15 protein-coding genes are annotated in these 25,652 nt (G+C 35.1%); 4 read left to right on the top strand and 11 right to left on the bottom strand.

The window, feature by feature from the left end:
* Window positions 1-188: 188 nt before the first annotated feature.
* From ACIQ7N_RS19630 to ACIQ7N_RS19615, 4 genes are all read left to right on the top strand, one after another.
* Window positions 189-1,334 carry a hypothetical protein gene (locus ACIQ7N_RS19630; RefSeq protein ID WP_402935306.1) on the top strand — a complete coding sequence of 382 codons (1,146 nt, stop codon included), beginning with the start codon at window positions 189-191 and terminating at the stop codon, window positions 1,332-1,334.
* A 408-nt stretch (window positions 1,335-1,742) separates the two neighbouring features.
* Window positions 1,743-1,931, top strand: coding sequence for a hypothetical protein (locus tag ACIQ7N_RS19625; protein ID WP_402935303.1), 189 nt, complete (start codon window positions 1,743-1,745; stop codon window positions 1,929-1,931).
* 79 nt (window positions 1,932-2,010) lie between these two features.
* A complete protein-coding gene (locus ACIQ7N_RS19620; RefSeq protein ID WP_402935300.1) occupies window positions 2,011-2,322 on the top strand; it encodes an RNHCP domain-containing protein in 312 nt (103 codons plus the stop codon).
* A gap of 560 nt (window positions 2,323-2,882) precedes the next feature.
* Window positions 2,883-3,128 (top strand): YkuS family protein, encoded by a 246-nt coding sequence (locus ACIQ7N_RS19615; RefSeq protein ID WP_132358618.1) that lies wholly within the window; start codon window positions 2,883-2,885, stop codon window positions 3,126-3,128.
* Window positions 3,129-3,332: 204 nt separating this feature from the next.
* Here the strand turns inward: ACIQ7N_RS19615 and ACIQ7N_RS19610 are convergent, their stop codons facing one another.
* The 11 genes from ACIQ7N_RS19610 to ACIQ7N_RS19560 all read right to left on the bottom strand — a co-directional run bounded on the left by ACIQ7N_RS19610 (window position 3,333) and on the right by ACIQ7N_RS19560 (window position 25,651).
* A complete protein-coding gene (locus tag ACIQ7N_RS19610) occupies window positions 3,333-4,028 on the bottom strand; it encodes an isochorismate synthase (protein ID WP_402935338.1) in 696 nt (231 codons plus the stop codon).
* Window positions 4,029-4,213: 185 nt separating this feature from the next.
* Window positions 4,214-4,987, bottom strand: a complete 774-nt coding sequence (locus ACIQ7N_RS19605; RefSeq protein WP_402935297.1) for a thioesterase II family protein — start codon at window positions 4,985-4,987, stop codon at window positions 4,214-4,216.
* Window positions 4,978-6,060, bottom strand: a complete 1,083-nt coding sequence (locus tag ACIQ7N_RS19600; RefSeq protein WP_402935294.1) for a Gfo/Idh/MocA family oxidoreductase — start codon at window positions 6,058-6,060, stop codon at window positions 4,978-4,980. Before ACIQ7N_RS19600 ends, ACIQ7N_RS19605 begins: the two co-directional genes overlap by 10 nt.
* The gene (locus ACIQ7N_RS19595; protein WP_402935291.1) at window positions 6,057-7,178 is read right to left on the bottom strand and encodes a saccharopine dehydrogenase NADP-binding domain-containing protein; all 1,122 of its coding nucleotides are present in this window, start codon (window positions 7,176-7,178) and stop codon (window positions 6,057-6,059) included. The genes ACIQ7N_RS19600 and ACIQ7N_RS19595 overlap by 4 nt, the downstream gene beginning before the upstream one ends.
* A complete protein-coding gene (locus ACIQ7N_RS19590) occupies window positions 7,162-12,675 on the bottom strand; it encodes an amino acid adenylation domain-containing protein (RefSeq protein WP_402935288.1) in 5,514 nt (1,837 codons plus the stop codon). Before ACIQ7N_RS19590 ends, ACIQ7N_RS19595 begins: the two co-directional genes overlap by 17 nt.
* A 1-nt stretch (window position 12,676) precedes the next feature.
* Window positions 12,677-13,714 carry a methyltransferase gene (locus ACIQ7N_RS19585; protein WP_402935285.1) on the bottom strand — a complete coding sequence of 346 codons (1,038 nt, stop codon included), beginning with the start codon at window positions 13,712-13,714 and terminating at the stop codon, window positions 12,677-12,679.
* Between the two features lie 14 nt (window positions 13,715-13,728).
* Entirely contained in the window at window positions 13,729-14,490 is a 762-nt protein-coding gene (locus tag ACIQ7N_RS19580) for an ABC transporter permease (protein WP_402935282.1), read from the bottom strand.
* Window positions 14,474-15,232, bottom strand: coding sequence for an ABC transporter ATP-binding protein (locus ACIQ7N_RS19575; RefSeq protein WP_402935279.1), 759 nt, complete (start codon window positions 15,230-15,232; stop codon window positions 14,474-14,476). The genes ACIQ7N_RS19580 and ACIQ7N_RS19575 overlap by 17 nt, the downstream gene beginning before the upstream one ends.
* Before the next feature lie 14 nt (window positions 15,233-15,246).
* Window positions 15,247-16,215, bottom strand: coding sequence for an ABC transporter substrate-binding protein (locus ACIQ7N_RS19570; protein WP_402935276.1), 969 nt, complete (start codon window positions 16,213-16,215; stop codon window positions 15,247-15,249).
* Window positions 16,212-24,011 carry an amino acid adenylation domain-containing protein gene (locus ACIQ7N_RS19565; RefSeq protein WP_402935273.1) on the bottom strand — a complete coding sequence of 2,600 codons (7,800 nt, stop codon included), beginning with the start codon at window positions 24,009-24,011 and terminating at the stop codon, window positions 16,212-16,214. Before ACIQ7N_RS19565 ends, ACIQ7N_RS19570 begins: the two co-directional genes overlap by 4 nt.
* On the bottom strand, window positions 24,008-25,651 hold the full coding sequence (locus ACIQ7N_RS19560; RefSeq protein WP_402935270.1) for a (2,3-dihydroxybenzoyl)adenylate synthase: 1,644 nt from the start codon (window positions 25,649-25,651) through the stop codon (window positions 24,008-24,010). The genes ACIQ7N_RS19565 and ACIQ7N_RS19560 overlap by 4 nt, the downstream gene beginning before the upstream one ends.
* Window position 25,652: the final 1 nt, after the last annotated feature.

Here is a 25,652-nt window from a genome sequence, read left to right as displayed (position 1 = left end):
ATTAGCAATAATTTCTGGTGGTAGAATTTTTATCAATGCCATTCATTATTTATAAGGTTTTTCCAATATGTACCTTAATTTATGTACGATGTTTTAAATTTTTTTAAAAATAATGAACCTTTTTATTTGGAAATACGTCTAAATATTGGAAACGTTAGTTCCAGAGTAAATAAAAGGGAGAATTGATTATGAAAAAACCAATTAAAAAAACTTGGATGATTGCTTCAGCACTAACTATAGGAATGGCTGTACTAACGCCACTTCAGGCAGGAGCTACTGCAGTAGAACCAACAAATGGTGTTACTGTTCAAATCGAACAACAAATTACAGGGACGATTAAAGGCATCTACGGGGATGGGATCGATCTCAAAGGTAGAGATGGTAAAAACTACTATATCAGCTTTTATAAATTTTCGAATGAACAACTTGAAAAAATGAACTTTGTAGAAGGCCAGGAAATCACTGTTGAAGGTAGCGTAGCAGAGGATTATTCAGATTTCTACACATTCGAAGCATTTAAAAAAGAATTGCCTAAAGAGGTAACGAATGAAGAGCTAACAAAATTAGAAAAATTATTTAATGAAAAGAAAAAGCTGCAAAAAGAATTGTCAAATGACATGACAGAAGAAGAAATCGACAAGAAATTTGAAGAAATTGATAAAATATATAAAGAAATGGATAAAATCACAAAACCATATATTTTAGCTAAGTGGCAACCTCAAACATTTGAAGAATATATGGCAGATTTCGAATTTAGTGAAAAAAATATAGTTTTTGAAGAAAATGATAATAAAAAACTTAAAAGTATTTACGAAGAATGGGTAAAACTTGAAAAAGATGGTCAAGAGGAAAAGGCAGTCGAAAAAATGGATGAGTTTTATACAATTCTTCAACCGTATTTTGAAAAACTTTATCCAACTCCAACATTTGAAGTGTTTATCGAAAGATTTGAGTTAGATATCCCTGCTGAAACTTTAGCAAAATTAAAAGATATTTACGATAAGGCTCAAAAAGCAGAAAAAGATGACAATGCTGATTTGTCTGAAAAACTATGGGAAGATTTCTATTACATCATTGATCAATTCAGAACGCCTCCAACATTTGAAGAATACATGGCTGATTATGAATTCAAAATTAGTGAAGCGGATAGCAAGCAATTAAAACAGCTTTATGAAGAAATCTTAAAGTTAGATATAAAAGAAGACAAAGCAAAAATTGAAGAGAAATGGGAAGCATTTAATAATATTTTAGAACCATATTTCATAGCAAATAAAGAAATACTAATTACTGCTTCTAAAGTAACAATTAACGGCCAAGAATATACTCCACAATAAGAAAAAGAATTGAGGTGTCTCAACAATCATTTAGGATGATTGTTGGGATTCCTTTTTTGTTAATTCCACAATAGTATTTCAAGTTTTTTGGATCATCACCAAAACGTGTGGTTGATTTCCGTTCCGACTGTTTACATAGTAGACGTTTTAACAAAAGTCATCCACAACTTTTGGTGATGAATCGGTTTTTTCCAAAGTATGCAATCTTTATAGAAAAAAAATAAGAACTTCCTTTTGCCCATCCTTTGATATAACTCCCCTTCTCTTTTACCTTGTAAATTTTGTCGCAAAAATAAACTATTTAAATAATTCGATAAATTTGGTAACCTTTAAATGGTTAATGCTTATTTAATAAGGGGGGTAAATTGACATTTTATCTATTTAAAACAATTACTCGTTAGGGGACGAATGCCAAAGTCAGTGACTATAGGAGAACAACTACTAGTGGAAGATGGAGCGGTCCGTCTTACAGTGGTTGGCACAAATATACAAAATCAATCGTGGTCCGGATCAAAGGATGAAATAAGTCTTTGTGAAGCAGGAACTAGAAGTAATCGTTTTCAAGAACTAGACGGTGAATTGGTTAATTCCCTATAAAAGCCTGATACTACTATAGTAGAAAAACAAAACGGAACACTTTCTCCAATGTTGAAATAATATATTGGAGGAAGTGTAATTGAGTAGAAAAAATGAGAATACAGCATTTCAATGTGAAAATTGCAATACGATGGTTGAGCCATTAACCAACGGAAGTTTCAGAAATCATTGTCCAAACTGTTTATTTTCAAAACATATGGATCATGCTCCTGGAGATAGAGCAAGTACTTGTAAAGGTTTGATGAGACCAATAGGAGTCGATTATACAGGGAAAAAAGGCTTTCAACTTATCCATCAATGTACAAAATGTCAAAAGATTAGTCGAAATAAAATAGCAGTTGATTCCATTCAAGAGGATCAGATTATCCAATTTATGCAATCAATCGTGTAGTTAAGTAATTAATTATTCAACGACACATTGGAAATTATTCTTCAATGTGTCTTTTATTATTTAAAATACTGTTCATTTACCTCTATAGCAAAAAATAAGAAGAACCTCCTTAGTCCCATCTTCCAGAAATACTATATTATAAGTCCCCTTCTCTTTCTATACAGAGAAAACACTTTTTTCTTATCGCGACTCAACCATTTCTACTTCTAACCCAAATAGGTGGCTTCAAATTGATTTTAATTTCACTTTGTGGTGAAGCAGAAAACAGAATATTTTTTATTAGCAATAATTTCAGGTGAAATTTTATCAACACATTCATTATTTAAAAGATTTCGCCAACAATATGTACCTTGTATTGTTGGTGCTAATTTACTCTCTGACAATACAACAGGCTTTGGTGGTCAAGTTTTAAGTAGCATAATCATCCAGATAAACGCGACAGTAGAAAATGAATTTCACTAATTTCCCGCCATTAAATTAATTATGTATAACAAAAAAATGAATTAAGTGAATAATTAGCAAGCCTATTTGACACATTACATATAGGAGGTGGAAGAGTAATGTCTAAAATAATTGGTGTGGAACAATCATTAACAAACGTTGAAGACGCTTTAAAAGCAAAGGGTTATGAAGTTATCCAACTTCGTACTGAAGAAGATGCAAAAAAATGTGATGCCTGCGTAATCACAGGGCAAGACAGAGATATTATGGGAATTAGTGATCCAATCATGGCAGGACCTGTTATTGACGCTGATGGTCTTTCTGCTGACGAAGTACTTCAACGTGTCGATAAATATTTCCACTAATAAATGACTAGGTGCTGTCGCTATAGCTTTGCTGACTATAGAGCAGCACCTTTTACTATTTATGTGATTAAAGAATGCTCATTAGCCCAGGTCTTTTATAATTTCTATGCTTGGATTCTTACAAATTTTATCTATTCTTTTTCATAAGCTCTTACTGTAAAAAAATCTTGTTGTGCTTTTTTAGAATACTTTCTTTGCATCATTTTAATTCTCTTTTAGCCCCATTGCATCTAACATTGTTGTGAATTTCGCAGAGATTTCATTGAATTCACTATCCTGCAATGAACTGTTAACAATTCCGGCTCCTGCAAATAAAGTAACATCTTCATTATTTATCTCTGCACAACGAATGGCGATAACCCATTCCCCATCACCATTACTGTCCATATAGCCTACCAAACCTGTATATAATCCCCGTTTAAATGGCTCTGTTTCCTGTATAAAGGCTAATGTTTGTTTTTGTGGCTCTCCATATATTGCTGGTGTAGGGTGCAGCAACTCAGCTAAATCCAATGCATTCATAGTATCATTTTTAAGTTTTCCTGTGATGACTGTAGATAAATGAATCATTGTATCTGTATAAAGAATCATTGGCCTTTTATTGAACTCGATATCACTTAAATAAGGATGTAATTTCTCGCACATATAGTCCACTACTATTTTATGTTCATGCAAATCTTTTTCTGAGTTAAGCAATTCTTTTACTAAATCAGCATCTTTCACCTCATTAAAGGTTTGTTTACGTGAACCCGCTAATGGATTGATTGTAACAATATTCCCTTCCTTTTTCACTAGTAACTCTGGACTTGCTCCAATTAAATTTTGTAAGTGGCCCGTTTCAATTGAAAAAATATAACCCTGTTTATTTTTGTGCATCAAGTTTGTTAGCCATGAAGAGATCTGTGGATCACAAAAAACGTGTGCTTGCTAAGAAAAATATTGAGGTAGTTAAATGGGTAAATGTAGACAAACCCTGGGCAAATTGGTAAGGTTATATTACTGCTTTTACAGGTTCAATAAATACTTTATATGAATACAAAACGGGGGTATCTCTAATTTTAAGATACCCTCATTTTAAAATTTTTTTACTTAATACAAATCTTAGAAGAACTCTGTATACAGTTCTGCTCCAAACTCTTATAATAATCCTGTTTATTTTCATATGGGAAAAAGTGACTTCCTGAAAACTCTTTCAAATTAAAAGAATTTGTCGTGACATTTCCCCAATTTTTCATACTACTTGCTGGTGCGTCTGGATCATTAGTTCCGCAATGAGCAACAATCGGACCATGAAATAATTCATTACGATAATCAAAAGACTCATTCAAACGATAATCATTTTTCACCATTGGTAAAATATGTTGTAAAACTCCTTTATTCTCCAATAACTCTTTCGGTGTACCTCCTACTCGTATTAATTCTTTAACTAATTCACTATCATCCATATATGTTTGATAGTCATCAGGGAAATGATCTTGAGGTGCATGGCGACCTGCTACTATTAATAAATTCACTTTTTTCTTATATTTTTCTTCTAGTAAACAGGCTGTTTTAAAAGCAAGAATAGCTCCCATGCTATGACCATAAAAATATATTCGCGTTTGGTTTGTTACTCTGTTAATTGCTTCTGCAATTTGTGGCATCACATGAAGATAATCTGTAATATATTGTTCTTTTATTCTTGTTGATTTACCAGGTAGCTCTATCGGAAATACAGCTAAGTTCTGCTCCCATGTTTTCCAATTTCTAAAGGAGGCGGCACTACCTCCTGCATGATGGAAGCAGAAAAGCTTATTACAATGTTCATAATCTAAGTCGTCCACAAAAGGGAACCATTTTTTAACATCCATCATACCCATTCTTCATCCTCCTTCAAATCCTTCATTCTTAATGGTTCGCGTTCCCGTATGCAAACTTTTTGAGATGGCCCTATTTTTTTACCAATATCATTCCACAATTTACAAGCTGTTAAATAATATTGTGTTGTTTGATTAAAGTAAGAACGACTCCAAATATCTTCATAAAATGTTAGAAGCGAGCGTTCAACGCTTTTAGGCCATACCTTTTTATATAAATCTTCAAAGCTATTGTTTTGTGCTGTAAAAACAATCTCCTCCACTGGATAGCTTAAAAAATTATTGTCTATTCTATTATTTAATATAGCCGATTCGTTTAATGACGAACTCATACACGGCATCCAATGTACTGAACCATGAGGGTCCGGTAAATATAATGTTCCTCTATTCGTTCCCAATGTCACTCTGTGCAATAAATAAATGCTACTTTCTGGATTAGCTAAGTCCATTTGATTGAAAACACGTAACGTCACAGGGGTATCCCGTAATTGTCCAGATAGCATATAAAAAGGATCATGCTCTGTAGGAATATTAACTGGTGTAAGTATACAGGTTTGTAAACTACCAAGGGCTTGCCCTATAATATCTAGCATTGGAAAAAGTACTTGGATACTACAAGCCGCCTCTAAATAAATAATATCACTAACTTCTCTTAATGTTTTCGCGGTTTGTATAAAGGCATGTACAGCATCGACATTTGGATAAAAACTATTTAAGTGATATTTACAATTACCTACTTTCGCACTTTTAATTAACTTTACATAGTCAGCTTCATGAACAGGATGCTCCTGTATAACATGTATGCCTTTCTCTAAAAATGCTTGTGCTATGCTTGTCCCTTCTCCACCTACGATCGTTGATTTAACAACAACGCATGCAACATCCACCTGCTCATTTGTTATAGCTTCTACAGTTGTGTAAAGTGGAACATTCAATGTATTGGCGATTTCTTGCGACTGTTTACTACCCCTAGATAAAATACCTACAAGCTTATAATGAGATGGTAAATTTAAGATTGCTTGCAAATAATACGCACCGAATTTCGTACCACAAACGACTACTCTTAATGGCCTCATAAAATCCCTACCACCAAGCCTGCATGATTTTCTGTCTGTGAAGTAATGATGAATTCCTCTATTACACGCTGTTCATGTAATTCTCGCATGACATTACTTGGATTCAATATGTCGTAAGCCCAATAAACCCTATTTTCCTGAATGATCCCTTCTATGATGGCTTCTACTGATAGCGCACAAATAATGCCACTAATTGTAAAGCTATTTTGACAAAGTAATTGAGCTTGTCGTCGTATCGATTGTCCCTTATATTTCCCAATCATCTCTATGACGAGTGTGTACCATGTTTGTCGAACAGGGTAAAGGATAAGTTTTTCCATCAGATCATCTACAATTTGATGTAAATGTTCAGGCGTATTTTTCATTGCTAATTGTATACACGCCTGTTGCAATAATGAAAAAACAGCTTTATTTGGATAAATATTATGCCAATGTGCTTCAGTTATATGTAGCTTTTTTGCAAGAAGAATTGTTTCATTTGTTAGATAACTTTGAGCATAGACTGTATTTTCCTCACCATTAATTGTCACATTTATTTTTTCTGTCTGTGCTATATCACGTACTATTTTTTCATCCTTATAAAAGGCATTCGCTGTACCAAAACCATAGATGGAGCTAAGCATTATATCAGCTGCTGCGCCTTTACTATATACTTCTTCTCCTCCTACATAACCGCTTATTTTATCTATTTGATCGAATCCTTCTTGAGCTAATATGCGAGGAAGAATCCCCGATAAACCGGGATAACTTCCTGCTGAGAGAATCATTATATTAGTTAGCTCCTGCCGTATAAATTTCTTCTCCAATAAATCTGCCCCAAATGCATCAACATAATGGGCTCCAGCTTTTATGGCAGCTTGCGCCACTCTATCAATAATGCTATACGAGGGGCCTGCACAATTTAACACGATTGTACAACCTGCACAAAATGTCTCTAGCGCTATTTGGTCATATATATCTACCTGCATATATTCCATAAATTTGTCTAATTGAGAATGTTCTTTATGCTCACTTCTACTCCCACAGCGTAGCGGATATTTATCTTTTAAATATCGTACAGCCGCTTGTCCAACAGCCCCATTGTAGCCAATAATTCCTATTTTAAATTGATGGTTCATGGCTTACTCCTTTAAGCAGCAATTGAGCAGTCTCTTTCACATTAGGCTCCTGCAAACACGTAATATGATTACCATTTATAGGAATGATATTTAAATGACCAAATGTAATATCTCTCCAAAATTCTTCGTTTCTTGTACCCATTACTGGTAAAAAGGACGATGTTTTATCAATACAACTAAATGCAACTACGTCTCCCATGAAAGGCTCGGTTCCATACGATACTACACCTTTAAAGCTTTGACAGAAAATTTGATATAGCGTTACCATTCGTTGCTTTTGAAAAGCTGAAATATCACCTTGCAAAGCTGGAACGGTAGTATATAAATCTACTAATCTCTGTTTAGGAGACTTGCCAGCAAGCTTTTGATAACATTGTGCAATTGGTGTAAACTCTCCGGTTAGATTACATAAATCTTCAATTGTAATGGTATTTGCTTCTTTTTTGATTAAATCATGTAGTGCTTTTTTAAGTAATTCATCCTCGATATCGTGACCACTTTTTACAAGATCAGCGCCTATTAATAAACCAAATGTTCTTTCCATTAATAGATCATTTTGAAGCTTTGCATCACAAGGCGTAGTATCAATTGTAATGACTGGTTCAACTTGAACACCTTCTGTAAGTAACACCTTTGCCGTTTCAACAGCAATAAGCCCACCCATACAGTACCCTATTAATTCATAGCTTGAAGCGTTTAGTTTTAATAATTGTTGTGCATATTTTTGTCCTAAATTTTGAATAAGTGTTTCAGGTGTATAGGCTAAATAATCTGCTTCATCACCAAAAATAAATCCTGCTATCGTGTCTTTGCGGTTAGGTTCATCTATTAAATAAGGGAGCAATTGATTGTAAGGTGTAAGTGTTCCCGTTCCATCGTGGAAAAGTACTTTAATTTTTTCGCCAACCTCTCCTTCAGCTAATATAACGAAAGATGTTTTCGTATCTGAGGCAGTTTCATCCTGCATTGTTTGATGATCTTCAAGCGAGTGACTTATCTTTTCTGCAATTTCTGCAATCGTCGGTGTTTGTAAAATCTCTACCATTAATTGATCCCACTCCCAATGCTCCACTTCTGAAAGTGTATCTCTCATTGCTGCCACAACTTGTGCAACTAGTAATGAATCGCCACCTGCTTGATAGAAGTTTTCATTGCGCCAAATACTTTCTCTATTTAGTGCTTTCGCCCAAATTTCTGCAATTCTTTTCTCTAAGTTACCTTGCGGAGATTCACCGGATTGTGCAATAAATGGATTGGATGCTTCTAGTCGACTTTGTAATGCACCTCGATCCACTTTGCCGTTTTCAGATAACGGTAGTTCACGAAGCACTTCAATATGCGCTGGTATCATATATTTTGGTAGTTGTCTTTCTAAATGTTGCTGAACCTCACTCGCATAAACTCTCTTACGTTCACCTATAAATTGACCGACAAATACTGCCTGATTTGCAGCCGATAATGGATCATTTTTTGTAGGATATACAGCGGCTATCTCCACCTCTGTTGCTGCAAATAACTCATGCCACTGTTCACGATCGAAAAATACTTGATCATTGTTTTTTCTAAAGTCTTCAAAATCATTTAGACCAGCATGAAATTCCATTGATGTAAGAAGTGAATAGTTTTCCCCAGTCGTATCTGCTACTATTAATGCACCACCTTCAACTGTCATTTCCTTAAAGGTTTGTAACACTTGTGGAGCTTTCTTAGCGTTATGTAAAACATTATTACATAAAATCAAATCAAAGGAAGATGCTTGAATTCCTTGAGACCAATAGGATTGATTGATATCATACAAACCATATGTAACCCACTTATATGGTTCAAACGATTTTCGCGCTTCATTTAAAAAGAATTGTGATAAGTCTGTAAAAACATATTCTACATTTTTATGATCTAATGTTGGTATTAACTCTAAACTTACACCGCCTACGCCAGCTCCTACCTCTAAAATTCGGAACGTTTTCTCTGGATAAGCCTTTCTAAATTCATCTACAATTGTATGGACGGCTTGAATTGTAACTTGATTTAATGAACGACTAATTAGGTTGTCTTTATATGCCGCTAAAGCAATATCAAAGCTTCCTTTAGGAAAAAATAAATCTAATGAATCAATATCCCCGCGAAGTAAACCTAAAAGATGTTTACTTGAATCTTCAAAGTAATCCACAAGTTTTTTTCCATACTGCATTTTTTCTTCAATCTCTCTCCATTTTAACCAAGAGATTTCTGAAGCATTGTGTGGTAAATCTTTATTGACTAGATAATAGTTTGACGTTGCTGGATTTTGCTTTATAAGATTTTCTTTACATAAAACATTCAGCCATCTTCTTAGTAGCTGATGGTAGTATGGATGTACTTTGACTATTTGCTGAATTTCACTTATAGAAAATTCTCGATCATCTATAAAAATATCTAAGTCTTGGAATGTTTTCATAATATCTAGTACGGCTGTCCAATTTGAAATTGTAGACCATTGTGCAAATAACTCTCGATCTACATTATGGGTCGCTTGATCTCCAGCGTTTTTAACTATAGTTGTTAATCTTTCTGAAGAAACCAATGTTTTTATTTGATTTGCATTTTTCCTTGCTTGCACGAATGCTGAAAGGTTAAATTCTTTACTTGCCAAATCTTTACTTGCAATAACCGCTGCATGCTCTATCTGCTGCATACGTTGCATAGAACTTTCAATTTCACTTAACTCAATACGATGCCCATTAATTTTTACTTGAGTATCCTCTCTCCCTAAAAACTCAATCACACCATCTGGTAGCAATCTTCCTATATCTCCAGTTGCATATAAACGCTCTCCAGTGTAAGGATGGACAATAAATTTCGCTGTAGTATTTTTTTCATTCTGTAGGTAACCGGTAGCAAGCCCCTCTCCCCCAATATATAAATCACCAATTGTCCAATCAGGGCATGACTCTAGCTCCTTATTCAACACATAAAAATATTGATTTGCTAATGGCTTACCATAAGGAATACTGTTCTTATAGGTAGTATTTATATCTATTGGATAATAAATAGACCAGATTGCTGCTTCTGTTGCTCCACCAAGGCTGATAAATTTAGCTTGTTCAAAATAATGTGCCATTTTTTTTGGTAATGTAACAGGTATCCAATCTCCAGATAAAAATACTAAACGTAATTTTTTATGAAGAGTTGTTGTCGTATCCTGCATGTATGCATGAAGAAGTTGCAATTGGGCTGGTACTGAATTCCAAATAGTGGCTTGATGAGATGTTAAAAGCTCCAACCAATGTTTTGGATCTTTAAGACGTTTATGCTCTGGTAATATAACTCTACCACCAACACTTAATAATCCAAAAATATCGTATACCGATAAATCAAAAGCTAAATTGGCAATTGCTAAAACTCGATCATGCTCTGTTACTTGGAAACGATGATTCATATCCATTATTGTATTCAGTGCTGCCCTATGACTAACAATAACGCCTTTCGCTTTTCCTGTACTGCCAGACGTATGAATAATATAAGCTGGCTGTTCTACATCTACACGTACAGGGATTAACTGTGCTTCTAAAGCAGTATTTAATAGCTCGACCCCAATAAAGGAAAGAGGTTCTTGTTCGTATAAATCACTATGAATAGCATGACCTAAAATAAAAGTAGTTTGTGACTCACTTATAATATTTTTTTTACGAGCAATCGGTTGCTCAATATCTAAAGGTAAATATACGCCACCTGCTGTTAATGTTCCTATTACAGCAGCGATTTGCCAAATACCCTTCTGTAAATCTATTGCTACAAAATCTCCCTGCCGTACACCTTTATTAATCAATGCCTGTTGAATGACATAAACATAACGACCGAGCTCCTCATATGTAATATATTTACCATCTGCGTAAATAGCTATATTTTTAGGATATTGTGCAATAGCATCTAGCACTTTGTCATAGAGTAACCCTCTAGGTAAATCAATCGTTGTTTTATTTACTTCATTTCTAACCTTTTGCATTGCTTCAGGTAAACCTAATAATTGACGTTCTGTCCATGCTGTTTCGTTAGTTGCAAGTTTTGTTAAGTGATCTACAAAAAATTGAAAGGCTGAATCGATTAACCCATTTGGAAAAATACCTTCACGTACATCCCAATTTATTAAAATTCCATCCGGTTGTTCAGATACTTGACAATCAATCCACACTTGAGGTGTTTGACTAATTTTATAGGCTAATTTCAACTTAGGCTCATTTTCAGACATGTGACTATTCGCGTCTGCACCTAATGTACTTGTATAAACTACCGGTATCATAACATCACGATTACGATGTCGCTTTAATTCACGCAATACTTCAATTCCTGAAAAATCTCGATACTCTAAGTCTGTCCATAGCTGTTGTTGTATTTCAGCCGCATGCTCATAAAAAGCTCTATCTCTTTTTGCATGTATTTCTAACAGATTGATGGTCGTAAAATCTCCAATTACATCATGAATTTGAGCATGAATATTAGGTCGATTAAGCATCGTTATATTCATACAATAGTGAGATTGTTTTGACCATAAGCCAATAATTTCAGCAAAAGCTGTTAAAATAATACTGGAAGGAGTTAGCCGATGATCTTTTGCCTTCTGACTTAAAAATTGCCATTTATGATTAGGTAACAGGAAATTAAATTGTTCAAAACGAGTTGTATTGCTATCAATTTTGTCGCTTAGAACGGGTAACTCTGGCGCCTCTGGGAAAGTCTCTAAACGACTAGTCCAATAATTTTTAGCTTTTTCATTGGCAGTCGAGCAATCATGTTGTTCATATTGTTGTATCATGACATCTCTAAATTGAATATCTAAAGCTGGTAATGGAGTATTTTCTGTATAGTAATAGTGTTCTAATTCTGCTATTAATACATTGATACTGACAAAGTCAGCAATTAACATATCAATAGATAGATGAATAACACTTTGATTTTTTTGCTGTGTAAGGACTAGGTCATACAACGGCCATTTATCAGGAGCATATTGCTTAACAGATAGCTCATTTCTTACATGTAATAATCGTTGATTGGCTACTTCAGGTACTTCATCTGATAAATCAATAACTTGTATAGTTGGAAGCTCAACGTTTTTTAATACTTGCTGATAACCTTCCTGATGCACTATCGCACGGAGCATATCATGTCGCTTGATGACTTGGTGCCATGCCTTTTCAAGCCGTGTAGGATCAAAAATAGTGCCAACTAGTTCTGCATATACTTTACAACCTATTCCTCCATAACGATAATTGTTGCTTCTTCCTACTAAATAGGCAGATTGAATATCAGTAAGCGGAAAGGAATCATAGCGTTTTTCAGTATCATGAATAATTGAGTGTTGTTCCTTCTGTAAATAATCAAGGAGTTGCTCTTTATATTCTTTTAATCGCTCTTTACGTTCATTTGTAAGTACACCAGTTGGAGCCTTAAAATGTAATTTTCCATCTTCTACCCAAAGGTTCACTCCCAGCTCGCTATACTCCTCTAATAATTTTTTCATGTTATAATATTCCCTCCTGATATTCGAAGTCCTTTTTCACAACTTCTATTAGATAGTCATCTTCTTTTAATGAATAAAGTGCTTTGATCGTTAATCCACTTTGATGAAATAGCACCTCAAATTGGGATTGTGTTCTTTCCTTACCTCCACACATCGTCCAAATATTTAAATCCGTCATATATAAATGCGAGGCATTTCCTTCAATAACCTCTGGTAATAATTTTTCAATGATAGTTAGTGTAGAATTTCCGCCCATATTTTTAGCGATATTACGTAAAATTGTGATTGCTGCTTCATCCTCCCAATCATGGAGGATTCGCGATAAAATATAGAGATCACCCAATTTAGGTACCTCTTGAAAAAAGTCTCCTGCCTGAAATGTACATCGACTGTTGATGCCGTAAAGTTCCAATTTTCCTTCTGCCTTTTGTTGTACATGTTGCAGATCTATTACAATCCCTTGAGCATTGCGGTAAAATTCCAAAAATTTCGCAATTATCTCTCCAGATCCTCCACCAACATCGATAATTTTTTTGATGCAGTACCAATCTTTTTTTTCTGCAAAATATGCTTCTAATTGAAGCCGTTCACTTGTTTTACTCATCATCTTATTAAACACTTCAAATTTTTCATTTTGCTGTACTTGCGCTTGAAAATAAGACTGTTGTTCTACTAATTGATAAGGGATTTTCCTCGTTTTCATCGCTTCATAAAGCTTCGACCAATAAGGCATTGCCTGTCTGCCTGTGAATAATAAAAAATCCTTTAATGAATCACTTGCTTGTCCTGATAATTTCTCCCCTAAAGGAAGTAATTTAAAATAATTATTTTCTTCCTCCATATATTTCAAAGCTACTAATGGTCGCATAAAACGAAAGAGCATTTCTTCGTCAAGCGCTAATTCCTGTGCCAATAACGTTACATGCTTTCGTTCATCGAATATGGCATCAAATATTCCTAATTCACAAGCTGTATATAGCAAATAAGAAGTAGAAAAGCCTTGAATCGTTGAACGTATCATACTTTCTTGTATATCCATAGTTAATCTCCTTATTAATTACTGCTGCTATCTGCCATCAATTTATACCATCTACAAATAGTATTTTCTGCGATATTAATAAGGGCATATAGCCCTCCACCTAATAAAGCTAGCCCTATTACACCTGCATACATAGCTAAGTAATCTCTACTATCCATTCGATTTAAAATGTAATAACCTAAGCCACTAAATGATGCAAAGGTTTCTGCTATAAATAGGATTGCTAATGCTGTTCCTAATGAAGCTCGTAAGGAAGTCATTACGCTCGGTAAGCAATAGGGTAGTGTCAAATGGCTCAGTGTTTGTAGTTTTGTAGCGTTCAATGATTGAATAACTTGTTTCTGAGCATAAGGAATTCCTTTTGCGGCATCACGAATTACTACTACCAATTGAAAATAAAGAACAAAGGCAATTAACATGATTTTTGGGACATCCCCTAATCCAAAAAGCACGAGAATAATTGGTAAAAAAACAACCTTTGGGATAGGATAAAGCACATATAATAAAGGACTTAATAAAAGATCTATCTTTTTATTCCACCCCATAAGTAAACCTGTAGGAATCGCGAAAAAGAGAGCACAGATTATACCGATACCTACTCGATAACTACTTATGAAAAAATGCTGTGTTAATTCACCACTAGTTACTACTGTTAAAAATGATTGTCCCGCTTCAAAAGGTGTAGGTAAAAAAGCTTTATTCAATGAGATGCTCGATAGATGCCATAATAAAATAATGATAATGGTAGCGATGACTATACTATATGTCTTCTTCACACGGCTCTCCCTTTAGTAATTGTTTAATTCGTTGTTGTTGACGATACATGAAAGCAGGATTACGTCGCCCCTCTATCTGATAATCATTCTCAATGGTGCCTGCAATTGTTTTTCCATTCGCGTGAAAGACGACGATGCGATCGCTCATCATCAACGCTTCATCAATGTTATGTGTCACAAATAGTAGCGTTAAATTTCTTTCATGACGTATTCTCTGCAATGTTAGTATTAATTGCTCCTTCGTTAAAATATCTAACGCTGAAAATGGCTCGTCCATTAACAAAACTTTTGGCTTTTGGATTAAAGCTCTCCCTATTGCAACCCTTTGCTGCTGTCCCCCGGATAGTTGAAAAGGATAACTGAACTGCTGATTTTGAATATTCAATTGTGATAAAATAAATTGTGTCTCTTTTTCCCGTTCCTGCTTAGGTCGTTTGGCAAACTTTAAAGGGAGAGCTATATTATCTTTCACCCTTTTCCATGGGAACAGGCCGTAATTTTGAAAAATAATCGCTATCTCCTGCTGTGGTCCTTTTAATTTTTTTCCATCAAAATAAACGGTTCCATTACTCGGTTTTTCCAAACCAGCTACAATTTTTAATAAAGAGGATTTCCCACTACCAGAAACACCAACAATAGCTACACATTCACCAGAAGATATTTGAAGGTTAATGTTTTGCAGGACATTAACCGTACCTGAGGCTGTCTTGTACGCTAAGTCAACATGCTGAATTCTATACACGACAATCCCCCTTTTTATTGTTCTTCCAATGACGTTTCTACTAGATCTTTATATGGAAAAGCTTTGTCCAATAATCCTTTGGAAACTAACCAATCAGATATACGCTCGACATTTTCTTGTGCTGGCACACAATTAGGAGTAAAAACTGGAACTGCATAATGCCCTTTTAAAATTTCCGGTACGTTTGCCACTTTTAGAGCAAGTTCAAAGTATTTTTCTGGGTGCTGATTTAACTGTTTAATCGCTTCGTTGTAAGCTCTTAGGAAGTTTTCAATTACAGCTCTATTTTCTGTTATGTTTTTTTGTGTCATAACGATGACTGATTGGGAAAAGTTCTCTCCAAGTGTTGTATCATCAATGACAATATTTGCACCTTGTGCAACAGCATAGCTTGCCAATGGCTCAGGTAATATAGCTGCTTGCGCTTCTTTTCCAGCTAATACTGTATCTACACGTAATGAAAGATTCGGAAGATGAATTTTCGTTATTTCAGAAGAATCTAGTTTCAAATGTCGTTCATATTGCTCCATTAAATAATCCATCATTGTATTCTCAGAGATCATGACAGATTGCCCTACTAGCTGCTTCGGTTTAACAATAGAGCTATGTGGAGAAGAAACGACTAAAAATCTTCCTTCCTTCTCCGTCGCACCTAATGCTAATGCAATCGTTTTAACATCAATGCCGCCCTTTTTTATTAAATTTTGGACGATCATATCAGTCATCATGCCATCTAGCTCACCAGCCTCCATCGCCTTCGATTGATCAGAAGCACTGCCAAACTCTATAAGCTCAACATTGGCACCATATTTTTGGAAAAGCTGATCCTTCTCTGCAACATAAAGAGGCAGACTATCATCGATACGCAACACACCTATTTTTAGAGAAGAATCCTTGGTCATATTTGTATCTTCACTACACCCACTTACGAAAGCCATAATGACAATCATAAAAAATATTCGAGAAAGGTGATATTGTCTCATAGAGCACCTTCCTCCATAGCGACACTGTTTTTCTCAACGAATGCTGCTAGTTGTTCAAGACGTGAATGAGTGAATAATGTTTGAATAGAAAGCGCTATATTAAATTCCTCCTTTATTTTTCCAATAATTTGAATAGCCATTAAAGAATTACCTCCGCATGCGAAGAAATCATCATCAATTCCAGGATGCGAATAAGACAATATTTCTTCCCAAATTTTCGCTATTTCTTTTTGCATCTCTGTAAAAGGTTCTCTATATTCAGGTGACTCCTCTTGCTCTAGAGGTAACTGTTGTAAAAGTTTACGGTTAACTTTTCCGTTCTCTGACAGTGGCATTTTATCAATATATTTGTACACAGTAGGTAACAAATAATTAGGTAATTTTTGTGCCAATAAATTTTTGATTTGTTTAATAGTTAGACCATTTTGTTCATCTTCTAATACTACATATGCCACTAATATTGTTGCTCCATTACGTTTATGAACAATTGTTGCCGCTTCCTTCACAGTAGGCAATTTAGCTAGGTGATAATCTATTTCACCTATTTCAACCCGATAGCCATTTAATTTAATTTGTGTATCTGCTCTTCCTAAAAATTCAATATTGCCATCAGGTAAATACCGCCCTAAATCTCCTGTATCATATAGGCGTTCTTTTGTAATTGGATGAAATAAAAATTGGTCATTTGTCCGCTCTTCATTTTTCCAATATCCAATAGCAAGTCCTATTCCTCCGATATACAATTTCCCTGGTACATTCACAGGACAAGCTGCCATTTGATCATTTAATATATAGTAATATTGATTGTCTAAAGGTTTGCCATAAGGTATGCTCTTCCAATCCCTATTTACTGTTTGTATATCGAAACTATTTGACCATATAGACGCCTCCGTCGCACCACCTAATCCCAATATTCGAGTCTTTGGCGCAATTTCCCAAACAGCTGTAGGCAAGCTTAATGGAATCCAGTCACCACTCAATAACACAGCCCTTAGTGTTGGATACTGAGCAGACTCTATATTCCTACTATATTCTGTTAACATTTGCATAAAGGCTGGCACTGTATTCCAAATAGAGATTTGATGATTTTGTATTAACTTTTTCCAATATGCAGGTTCTTTTACATGCTCAGCTTGTGGTATAACAATCCCACCACCAGCAGCAAGTAAGCCAAAAATATCGTATACGGATAAATCAAACGTTAGGTTGGATAACGCAAGAATACGATCCTCCGTACAAACAGCAAGTCGATGATTAATATCTAATACTGTATTTACTGCACCTCTATGATCAATCATGACACCCTTCGGCTTACCAGTAGAACCCGAAGTATAAATGACATACGCTAAATCTGAAGGCAACAAGTCAGGACTATCGACTAGACATTCTTGATGTGCCCATTTAGCATCAACGACCGTCACATGATAATCATTTAGGAAGGGTAGCTGTGTGAGTATATGTGCTTGTGTTACTATGGATTGAACTTCTCCTTCTTTTAAAAGAAATTCCATCCGTTCAATAGGCGTTGTACAATCAATCGGTAAATATGCCTTCCCTGCTGTAATAATCCCCAATGCAGCAACTATTTGTTCCCATCCTTTTTCCATAACAATAGCAACTAATTTCCCTTTAGCACTATCCCGTTCAAGTAATGATTGAGCAGTATGATTTTTTAAATGACATAGCTGTTGATACGTAATAGTTTTTTCTTCTGAGAACACTGCGATATTAGTAGGATTTTCAGCTATTTGTTTTTCAACAAGACTTAACAACGTCTCATTTGATATTTCTGTGTCCTGCCCTTTAATTTTTCCTACTTGCTCTTGAGATGGTAAACGCACAAGACTTCCAATTCTTTTTTTCCATAAATCTTCCTTCGTAGAAAGCTCTTTTAAAATACTGATGTATGCCTCAAACATGCCAATGACTAAATGCTGTGGGAAAATCTCCTCTATTGCATCCCAGCTTAGCCATAGTTCACCTTTTTGCTCTGAAACTTGATGATCAAGCCAAACTTGAGGAGTTTGAGATAATCCATATACAATATCTCCTAAATAGCCACCCATTGTTGTTGCCCCATTATTTTTTTCAAGCCCTAATCCACTCGTAAAGACAAATGGCATCATTATGCCCATTTGACGATTCCACTTTTTAGCTAGTGCACGCTCTACATATACACCACCCACATAAGGATGCTCTAAATCGTGCAATAGTTGCTTTTGAACATTTCTAGCACGTTCTAAAAAAGATTCTCCTTTTGACATATCAATAGATAAAAGATTAAGCGATGTAAAGTCACCTATAAGCTGTTCTACATCCGGTTCAAATAGCACACGATGGAAACGAGTAAGATTTATTGCAAATTTTGGTTGACTACTCCATCTTGCTAAAGTTTCAGCATAAGCAGCGATTAACAAGGATGCTGGAGACAAGTTCATTTTGGTAGCTAATTGCTTTAAGGCTAGCCATTGCTGTGAAGATAGTTTCTCTTCATATCTCGTAAACTTACAGCTAGATAAATCTCCTTTATAATCAAGTAGAGGTAAATCTGGTGCAGGGTACATATTATCAATGCGTTGATTCCAATATTGCATATCCTGCTCATACATTTCTGTTTCCCGAATTTTTTCATAAGCCAATATATAATCCCTGAATGTAGTTTGAAGCACTTGTAGTTTTGCAGAAGAATCATCATATAGGCGCTTCCACTCTTTAAATAAATAGAACATACTAAAACCATCAAAAATAATATTGTCAAAACTAATATGTAGTCTTGTTTTATGTTCATTTATAGTCGACATTCGAATATCAAACAATGGCCACTCACTTGGATTAAATGTTTGATGCTCCATCTCACTTCGCACTAATGTAAGCTGTTCTTTTTGCTGTTCTGTTGAAAGATTTGTAAGATTGTACGATGCAATAGAATAGTACTCTACAAACTCTTGAACCTGTTGGTGTTGTCCATCATTTAAAATGACGGCCCTCATCATATCATGATGTTGTATGAGACGATTCCATATTTGTTCCACTCTTACATGATTTAGAGCTGGGCAATCCATTTCAAAATAGCAGTGAGTGGATACATCACCGTATGCATAAATACCACTACGACCTAGCCAATATGCTTGTTGAACTTCTGTTAATGGAAATGGCTCGAAACGATCCCGCTCATTAGGCACTATAGTTGGTAGCTTTTTCTCCGTTTCTTCGTTTGTCTTTTGTAGCACTAATTCCTCTAATAACAGTGCCATCTGTTGAAAAACAGGTTGATTGAAGATTGCTTCTAAGCTAATTTTGACAGCAAATTGCTCTTTTATTTTTGCACGAAGCTGAGTAGCTAATAATGAATCCCCGCCTAGCTCAAAGTAATGATCACGTATGCCAATTGCATCTACCCCTAATACTTCGGTCCATATTTCTGCTAACCTTATTTCGATTGGGGTTGCTGGTGCAATAAATTCTTTTGTAGCTAAATTGACTTGCTCAATTTCAGGGATTGGTAATACTGCTCGATTCACTTTGCCATTGGCCGTAATAGGTAACTCCTCTAATGGAATAATTACATGCGGAATCATATAACTTGGTAATCGTTTTTCTAAATAATGTTTAAGTGGCTCTAGCTGGAATTCTGAAAATGACTGTCTTTCAACTTGAGCTACAAATAAATACTGAGTAAAGGCTGTATCAATAGACTGAAGCATAATATTTGTAAAGCCCTCTTCTTTAAAAATAGAGAGCCAACGATCTTCCGATAGTAATGGAAGACATGTCTTTTCCCGTTCATCCTTATAATGTGTAAAACCATCTTCTAAAAATGCTGTACTGACTAATTGCAGAGGATTATTCTCCGTCATTTCTAAATTAACGAATAGCCCACCATGCTTTAATAACTTCTTTAAATCTTTAAGTGAATTTCTAATATGGACTGCTCTATGCAAAGAGTGCGACGCCACAATCAAATCATATTCACCATCTATAAAACCTTGAGAAATTGGACATTTATTTATATCAAGTACTTTAAAATGGATATTGGGCTGTAAACCTACTATTTTTTGAACACGATTTATAAAGTAGTTGGACTCATCTGTAGCAGTATAATGAATCTCATCTTTTGAAAAAGTCTCTGCTAGCATACGAAGTGTGTTCGTATGACGTACCCCAACCTCTAATATTTTGAGTGGTGCTTGGCGTTCTGTTCGATTACTTAAAACGGTTTGAATCAGAGTCGCTATTAAATCCTGCTGTTTTTTTCCATCAGACATGTTTTCAGTCAATTGTTCTAAAGGATGTATGTTATGATGAAGCAATAATTCTAAAGGCTCTAGCTCACCCGTTAAAAGTGCATAGCTTTTTTCAAAAAAGTCAGAAACAAACTCCCTTATATATGTTGTTTGCATTTTCTCTAAACTACTAAACTGTTCTTCACTATTAACGATTAAGCATTGTTTATTATGAATAGTAGATCCTTCACAAGAAACCAAATTGTTTTTTTCTAAAAAACTAAACCATTGATAGATTAAACTTTGATATCTGCTGTTAATTTTTTCTCGCTCTATTATTTTTAAAATATTGTAATGAACATCTTTTTCTAGCGGAAATCCTAATTTGGAAATTATTTTACTAATCATTTCCATAGTAAGATATTCACAATAATCCTTTAACGACCGATAACGATTTTCATTCTCATTGTAAGTTTTAGTAAAATCCCCATTCTCTTTTAATTGAACAATATAAGACCAATCAATCATTGGTTTATTATATTTAATAGTTTGTGCTTGCTCTTTTTCAGAACTACTTACAATATAAGCGGCTAAATATTGGTTTTCCTCTCCTCTGACCGTGACAGCAGCATCCTCAACTATTTCATAACTTCTAATAGCACTTTCGATTTCACCTAATTCAATACGATGACCCCGTACCTTTACCTGTGAATCATTTCTTCCTAAAAACTCGATAAGGCCGTTGTTCCAAAATCGACCAATATCCCCTGTCTTATACCAACGAATACCTTTCTCTTCCATAAAGCGTTCAGTAGTTAATTGTGGCTCTCCTACGTATCCTTTGGCTACACCGGCACCGCCTATCCACAGCTCTCCTGCATTCCAACTCGGACAGTCTTCCCCATTTGTATCAATAATTCTATAAAACTGATTTTTCAGGGGTCTTCCATAAGGGATTGAACGCCAACTTGCTGGTATTGGATGATTAACATCATAATAATTGGACCAAATTGCCGCTTCTGTTGCACCGCCCATTGCTACTAATAGCCCTTTCGGTGCTACATTTAACAGTCTCTCAGGAATATCTAAACTAATCCAATCTCCTGACAACATCACAATACGTAAATTTTGACAAATCGCTTTTACGCTCTCCGCCTCTATTAAAAACATCTTCAATAAAGCAGGTACTGAATTCCATAATGTAATACGGTAATTACATATTAACTTTAACCAAATATCAGCGTTTCGAGCCGTATCGTCTGATAGAAGGACAAGGCTGCCACCAACACTTAAAAGACCAAATATATCATATATTGATAAATCAAAATCTAATGATGATAATGCTAGAATACGATCTTCTTTGCTAATGTCATATTTTTCATTAATATCTGCAATTGTATTCCAAGCGGCCTTATGACTAATTTCTACTCCTTTTGGTTCTCCCGTTGAACCTGATGTAAAAATAATATAAGCAGAACTGTTTACATCTACTTTAGGAAACTTCACATGACCAAATTGATGTATCTGTTCCATCATAATAACTTGTACTTGTTCAATATCTTTGTACTTTTCTTCGTAGGAGGCCGTTGTTAGAATAAAAGAAACATTTGCCTTCTCAATAATTTTTTTATAACGGTCACTCGGCTGTGTCACATGTACAGGAACATAACAGCCTCCAATAGCTAGTACTCCTAAAATCGCTTGTATTTGCTCTAATCCTCTTGGCAATGAAACCGCTACTCGATCACCTTGTTTAAAACCATTATGTAATAGGGCTGCAGCAACCTTTTCCGCTTGTAATGACAGCGTCTTATAACTGACTTCTTTATGACTTATACCATCTATAAGCGCTATAGCTTGCGGTTGTTGCTTTGCTTTTTCGAAGAAAGACGTGTGCAAGCATTGAGCATGATCTTCTATTGTGGCATTATCAATTAATTGACGCCTAACTTCTTGTGCTTTTGTTTCGATAATTGGTTGTTGAAGCCAATGCTCTTCATCTTCAATTAACCAATGAATAGTTTTGATAAACAGTTCAAACATGTCATCCAACAAACCTGAAGGGAATAGTTCATCTAAACCATCCCAAATACATAACAAACCATCGTCCATATCAAACATTTGGAAATCTAACCAAACTTGTGGTGTTTGTGAAATCATATAATGAATAGTACCAAATGCATCCTTAAACTCTTCATTAATAAGTGGTACTCCTAAATTACATGAAAAAACTATTGGAGCAAACACTTTTTCATCTGGATAATACTTAGCTAAATCCCGTTGAATTTTCACACCTGAATAAGCGGTATAGTTTAAATCTTGATGAAATTGCTGTTGTAAACTTTTTGTAAATGCTAAAAAATGTTGTGGAGTCTCACTATCAACTTCCAATAATAGTAGCGTAGTAAAATCAGCTACAACTTGCTCTATCTCTTCAGACAAAGTATCTCGGTTAAACAATGGAATATTAATAATAAAACGAGATTCACTGCTCCATTTACTTAATGTATAGGCATAAGCTGCTAACAATACCATTGCAGGTGTGACGTTATGGTGTGAAGCAGTAAATTTAAGCTTGTTCCAAGATTGTTCTTCTAAAAAATGCTCCCTTCTTGTAAATTTAGGGGTGTGTTGTATCAACTCGGCATTGTTTGATAACGGTAGTTTTGGACCTGATGGCAAAGTAGTTAACCTGTTTTTCCAATAAGCCTCTGCGTCGCTTTCTTCAGTGGCATTTGCTAGTGCTTTATCATGTAGATATTTTGCGAAGTTCCAATTTTCAGGTGCCTTCGGTTTTTGCTGTCTAGAATAAGCTGCCGCTAAATCTCTTAAAATGATTTGGAAACTTTGAACATCAGCTACAAGTAAGTCTATATCGAAATGGAGACGAGTTTTACCATTTGGTAATAGAGATAGCTGTAAGCGAGCTACTTCCCCTTGATCAATTGCCAATAACCGGTGTGAGGTATTAGCGCGAATAGTTTCTAGCTTTTCGCTAATCTCGACTTGCGAGCAAGTTGTAAAATCGTGGACATCAATAGTTGTAAAAGGTGATTCTTTTAAAATTTGCTGTTGACCATCTTCTGTATATTTGACACGGAGCATAGGATGATGCTGAATTATTAATGCCCAAGCCGTTTCAAGCCTCTCTCTATCAATATTTTGACCATCAATTTCCATATAACCATGACAACCATTTCCACCTAAATATTGACCGCTTTGTCGTCCAACCCAATAAGCATACTGTACATCTGTTAATGGAAAAGGTTTATACATATTAGCTACTGCTTCATCTTGATTTTTTAATAATTCGTTATCATTATTAATTGTATATACATAATCTCTATTTATTAATTTATTCCAAGCACTTAAATACGGCTCGGATATTAATTCTTTAAAGGTAATTGTTACCCCAACTTTTTTTAGTTTGCCAACTAATTTCATCACTTGTAAGGAGTTTAAGCCTAATTCTAATAAATTTTGATCCTCATGTATTTCTTTCTGTATACCGAGTAGATGATTGACTTCCAACGCTAGACTTTGGATATTATCTAGATCATTCTTTAATCTCAATACTTTGACGCCTCTCTTTCTATAGTAATCTGTTTTAATTTGTTCTTATCAACCTTCCCTACATTTATAAATGGTAACTGCTCTACATATATGATTTGATCTGGAAGTTTATATTGAGCAACGCCTAGTTGGATTAGAAAACTACATATCTCATCTCGTTCAATTCTTTGTCCATCCGTAACTAAAAATGCACAAATGTTCTCTCCTAACTCTTTATCTGGCAAACCGATAACAGCTACATCTTTAATAATTGGATGTGCTCGTAGAAAGCTTTCGATTTCAGAGGGTATAATATTTTCACCTGCACGATTAATTTGTTCCCTTACTCTACCAACAATTTGTATATTCCCCTCTAGTGTTATACGTGCTTTATCACCAGTACGTAAAAAATAATTTATTGTGAAAATATCAGCATTTAAAGCAGGTGCTTGATAGTAGCCACCAAATGTATACGGTCCTTTTGCCACCAATTCCCCAAGCTCACCTTGAGGAACTTCTCTTCCTAGCTCATCTATAATCTTTATTTCATCACCTAAAGAAATTGCTCGCCCTTGACAGCTCGTAACAGTTTCTATAGGATCATTTAATGCTGTGAAGCAAGTTATTCCTTCCCCTAATCCATATCCTTGTTGTATTTTACATTGAAATTTATCCATAAAATGAACAGCTGTTTTTTGCTCTATGTGAGCAGCACCAATTAAAACAACCTCTAAACTCGACATATCCAATTCTTCATACCATTCAAAAGCTTCTAACCATAAGCTAGCTATTGTTGGTACAATTGAGGTATGTGTCACACGTTCCTTTTCTATTTCTTGAAATGCTTCATCAAAGCTAGAAGTTTGACATAATACCACTTTGCCTCCTGTAAAAAGAGTGCCTAATATGCCTGGAGAGCATAACGGATAATCATGTGAAATAGATAGTACTGCCATGTATACAGTTTCAGGAGTCATCCCACATTTTTCAGCAGAGGCTAGTGCATTGTAAGCATACGCCTCATGGATTTTCGGAATAATTTTCGGAATACCTGTAGTGCCACCAGACAATAAATATAACGCAGTATCTCTATAATGTGGTAAATCACTAACCACTAATGAATAGCTACTTTCTTTAAGCTGATCTAATGTTACATGTGTAAAAGTTGCTGGCCACTGTACGGTAGATTTACCAACCGTCACAATATATCGAATACTTTTATGCAGAGGGATGATTTGTGCAGCCATGCACTCATACTGAGTACCAAGATGAGCATTGCAACATATATAAGCTATTGGCTGTACCATCTTTGCGATTGTATCAATTTCTATTTCTCTATGAGAAGGTAACATCAGAACAGGCTGCACACCTATTTTTAGTAGACTAAATAATACAGTAATAAACTCCATTGTATTTGGTAATTGTAATAAAACCCGATCACCCTGCAGCCAACCTAATGACAAAAAGCCTGTCGATAATTGCTCAATTTCTTGAAGCAATTCTTGATAAGTTAAGCGTCGATTTCCTTCCACAACTGCTATGTTATGAGGAAATTGTTCAGCGATAATTTCTAGCTCCTCCATTAATGTTTTCTTTCTTAAGAAACCCAATTGCTCATATCGTTCAACCTCATGTAAATACCAATCCATTTGTGAAGACATG

The sequence above is a fragment of the Lysinibacillus sp. NPDC095746 genome (assembly GCF_044763535.1).
Lineage (GTDB): Bacteria > Bacillota > Bacilli > Bacillales_A > Planococcaceae > Lysinibacillus.
The sequence above is the reverse complement of the archived record's forward strand: the minus strand, read 5'-3'. Positions and strand labels throughout refer to the sequence as shown.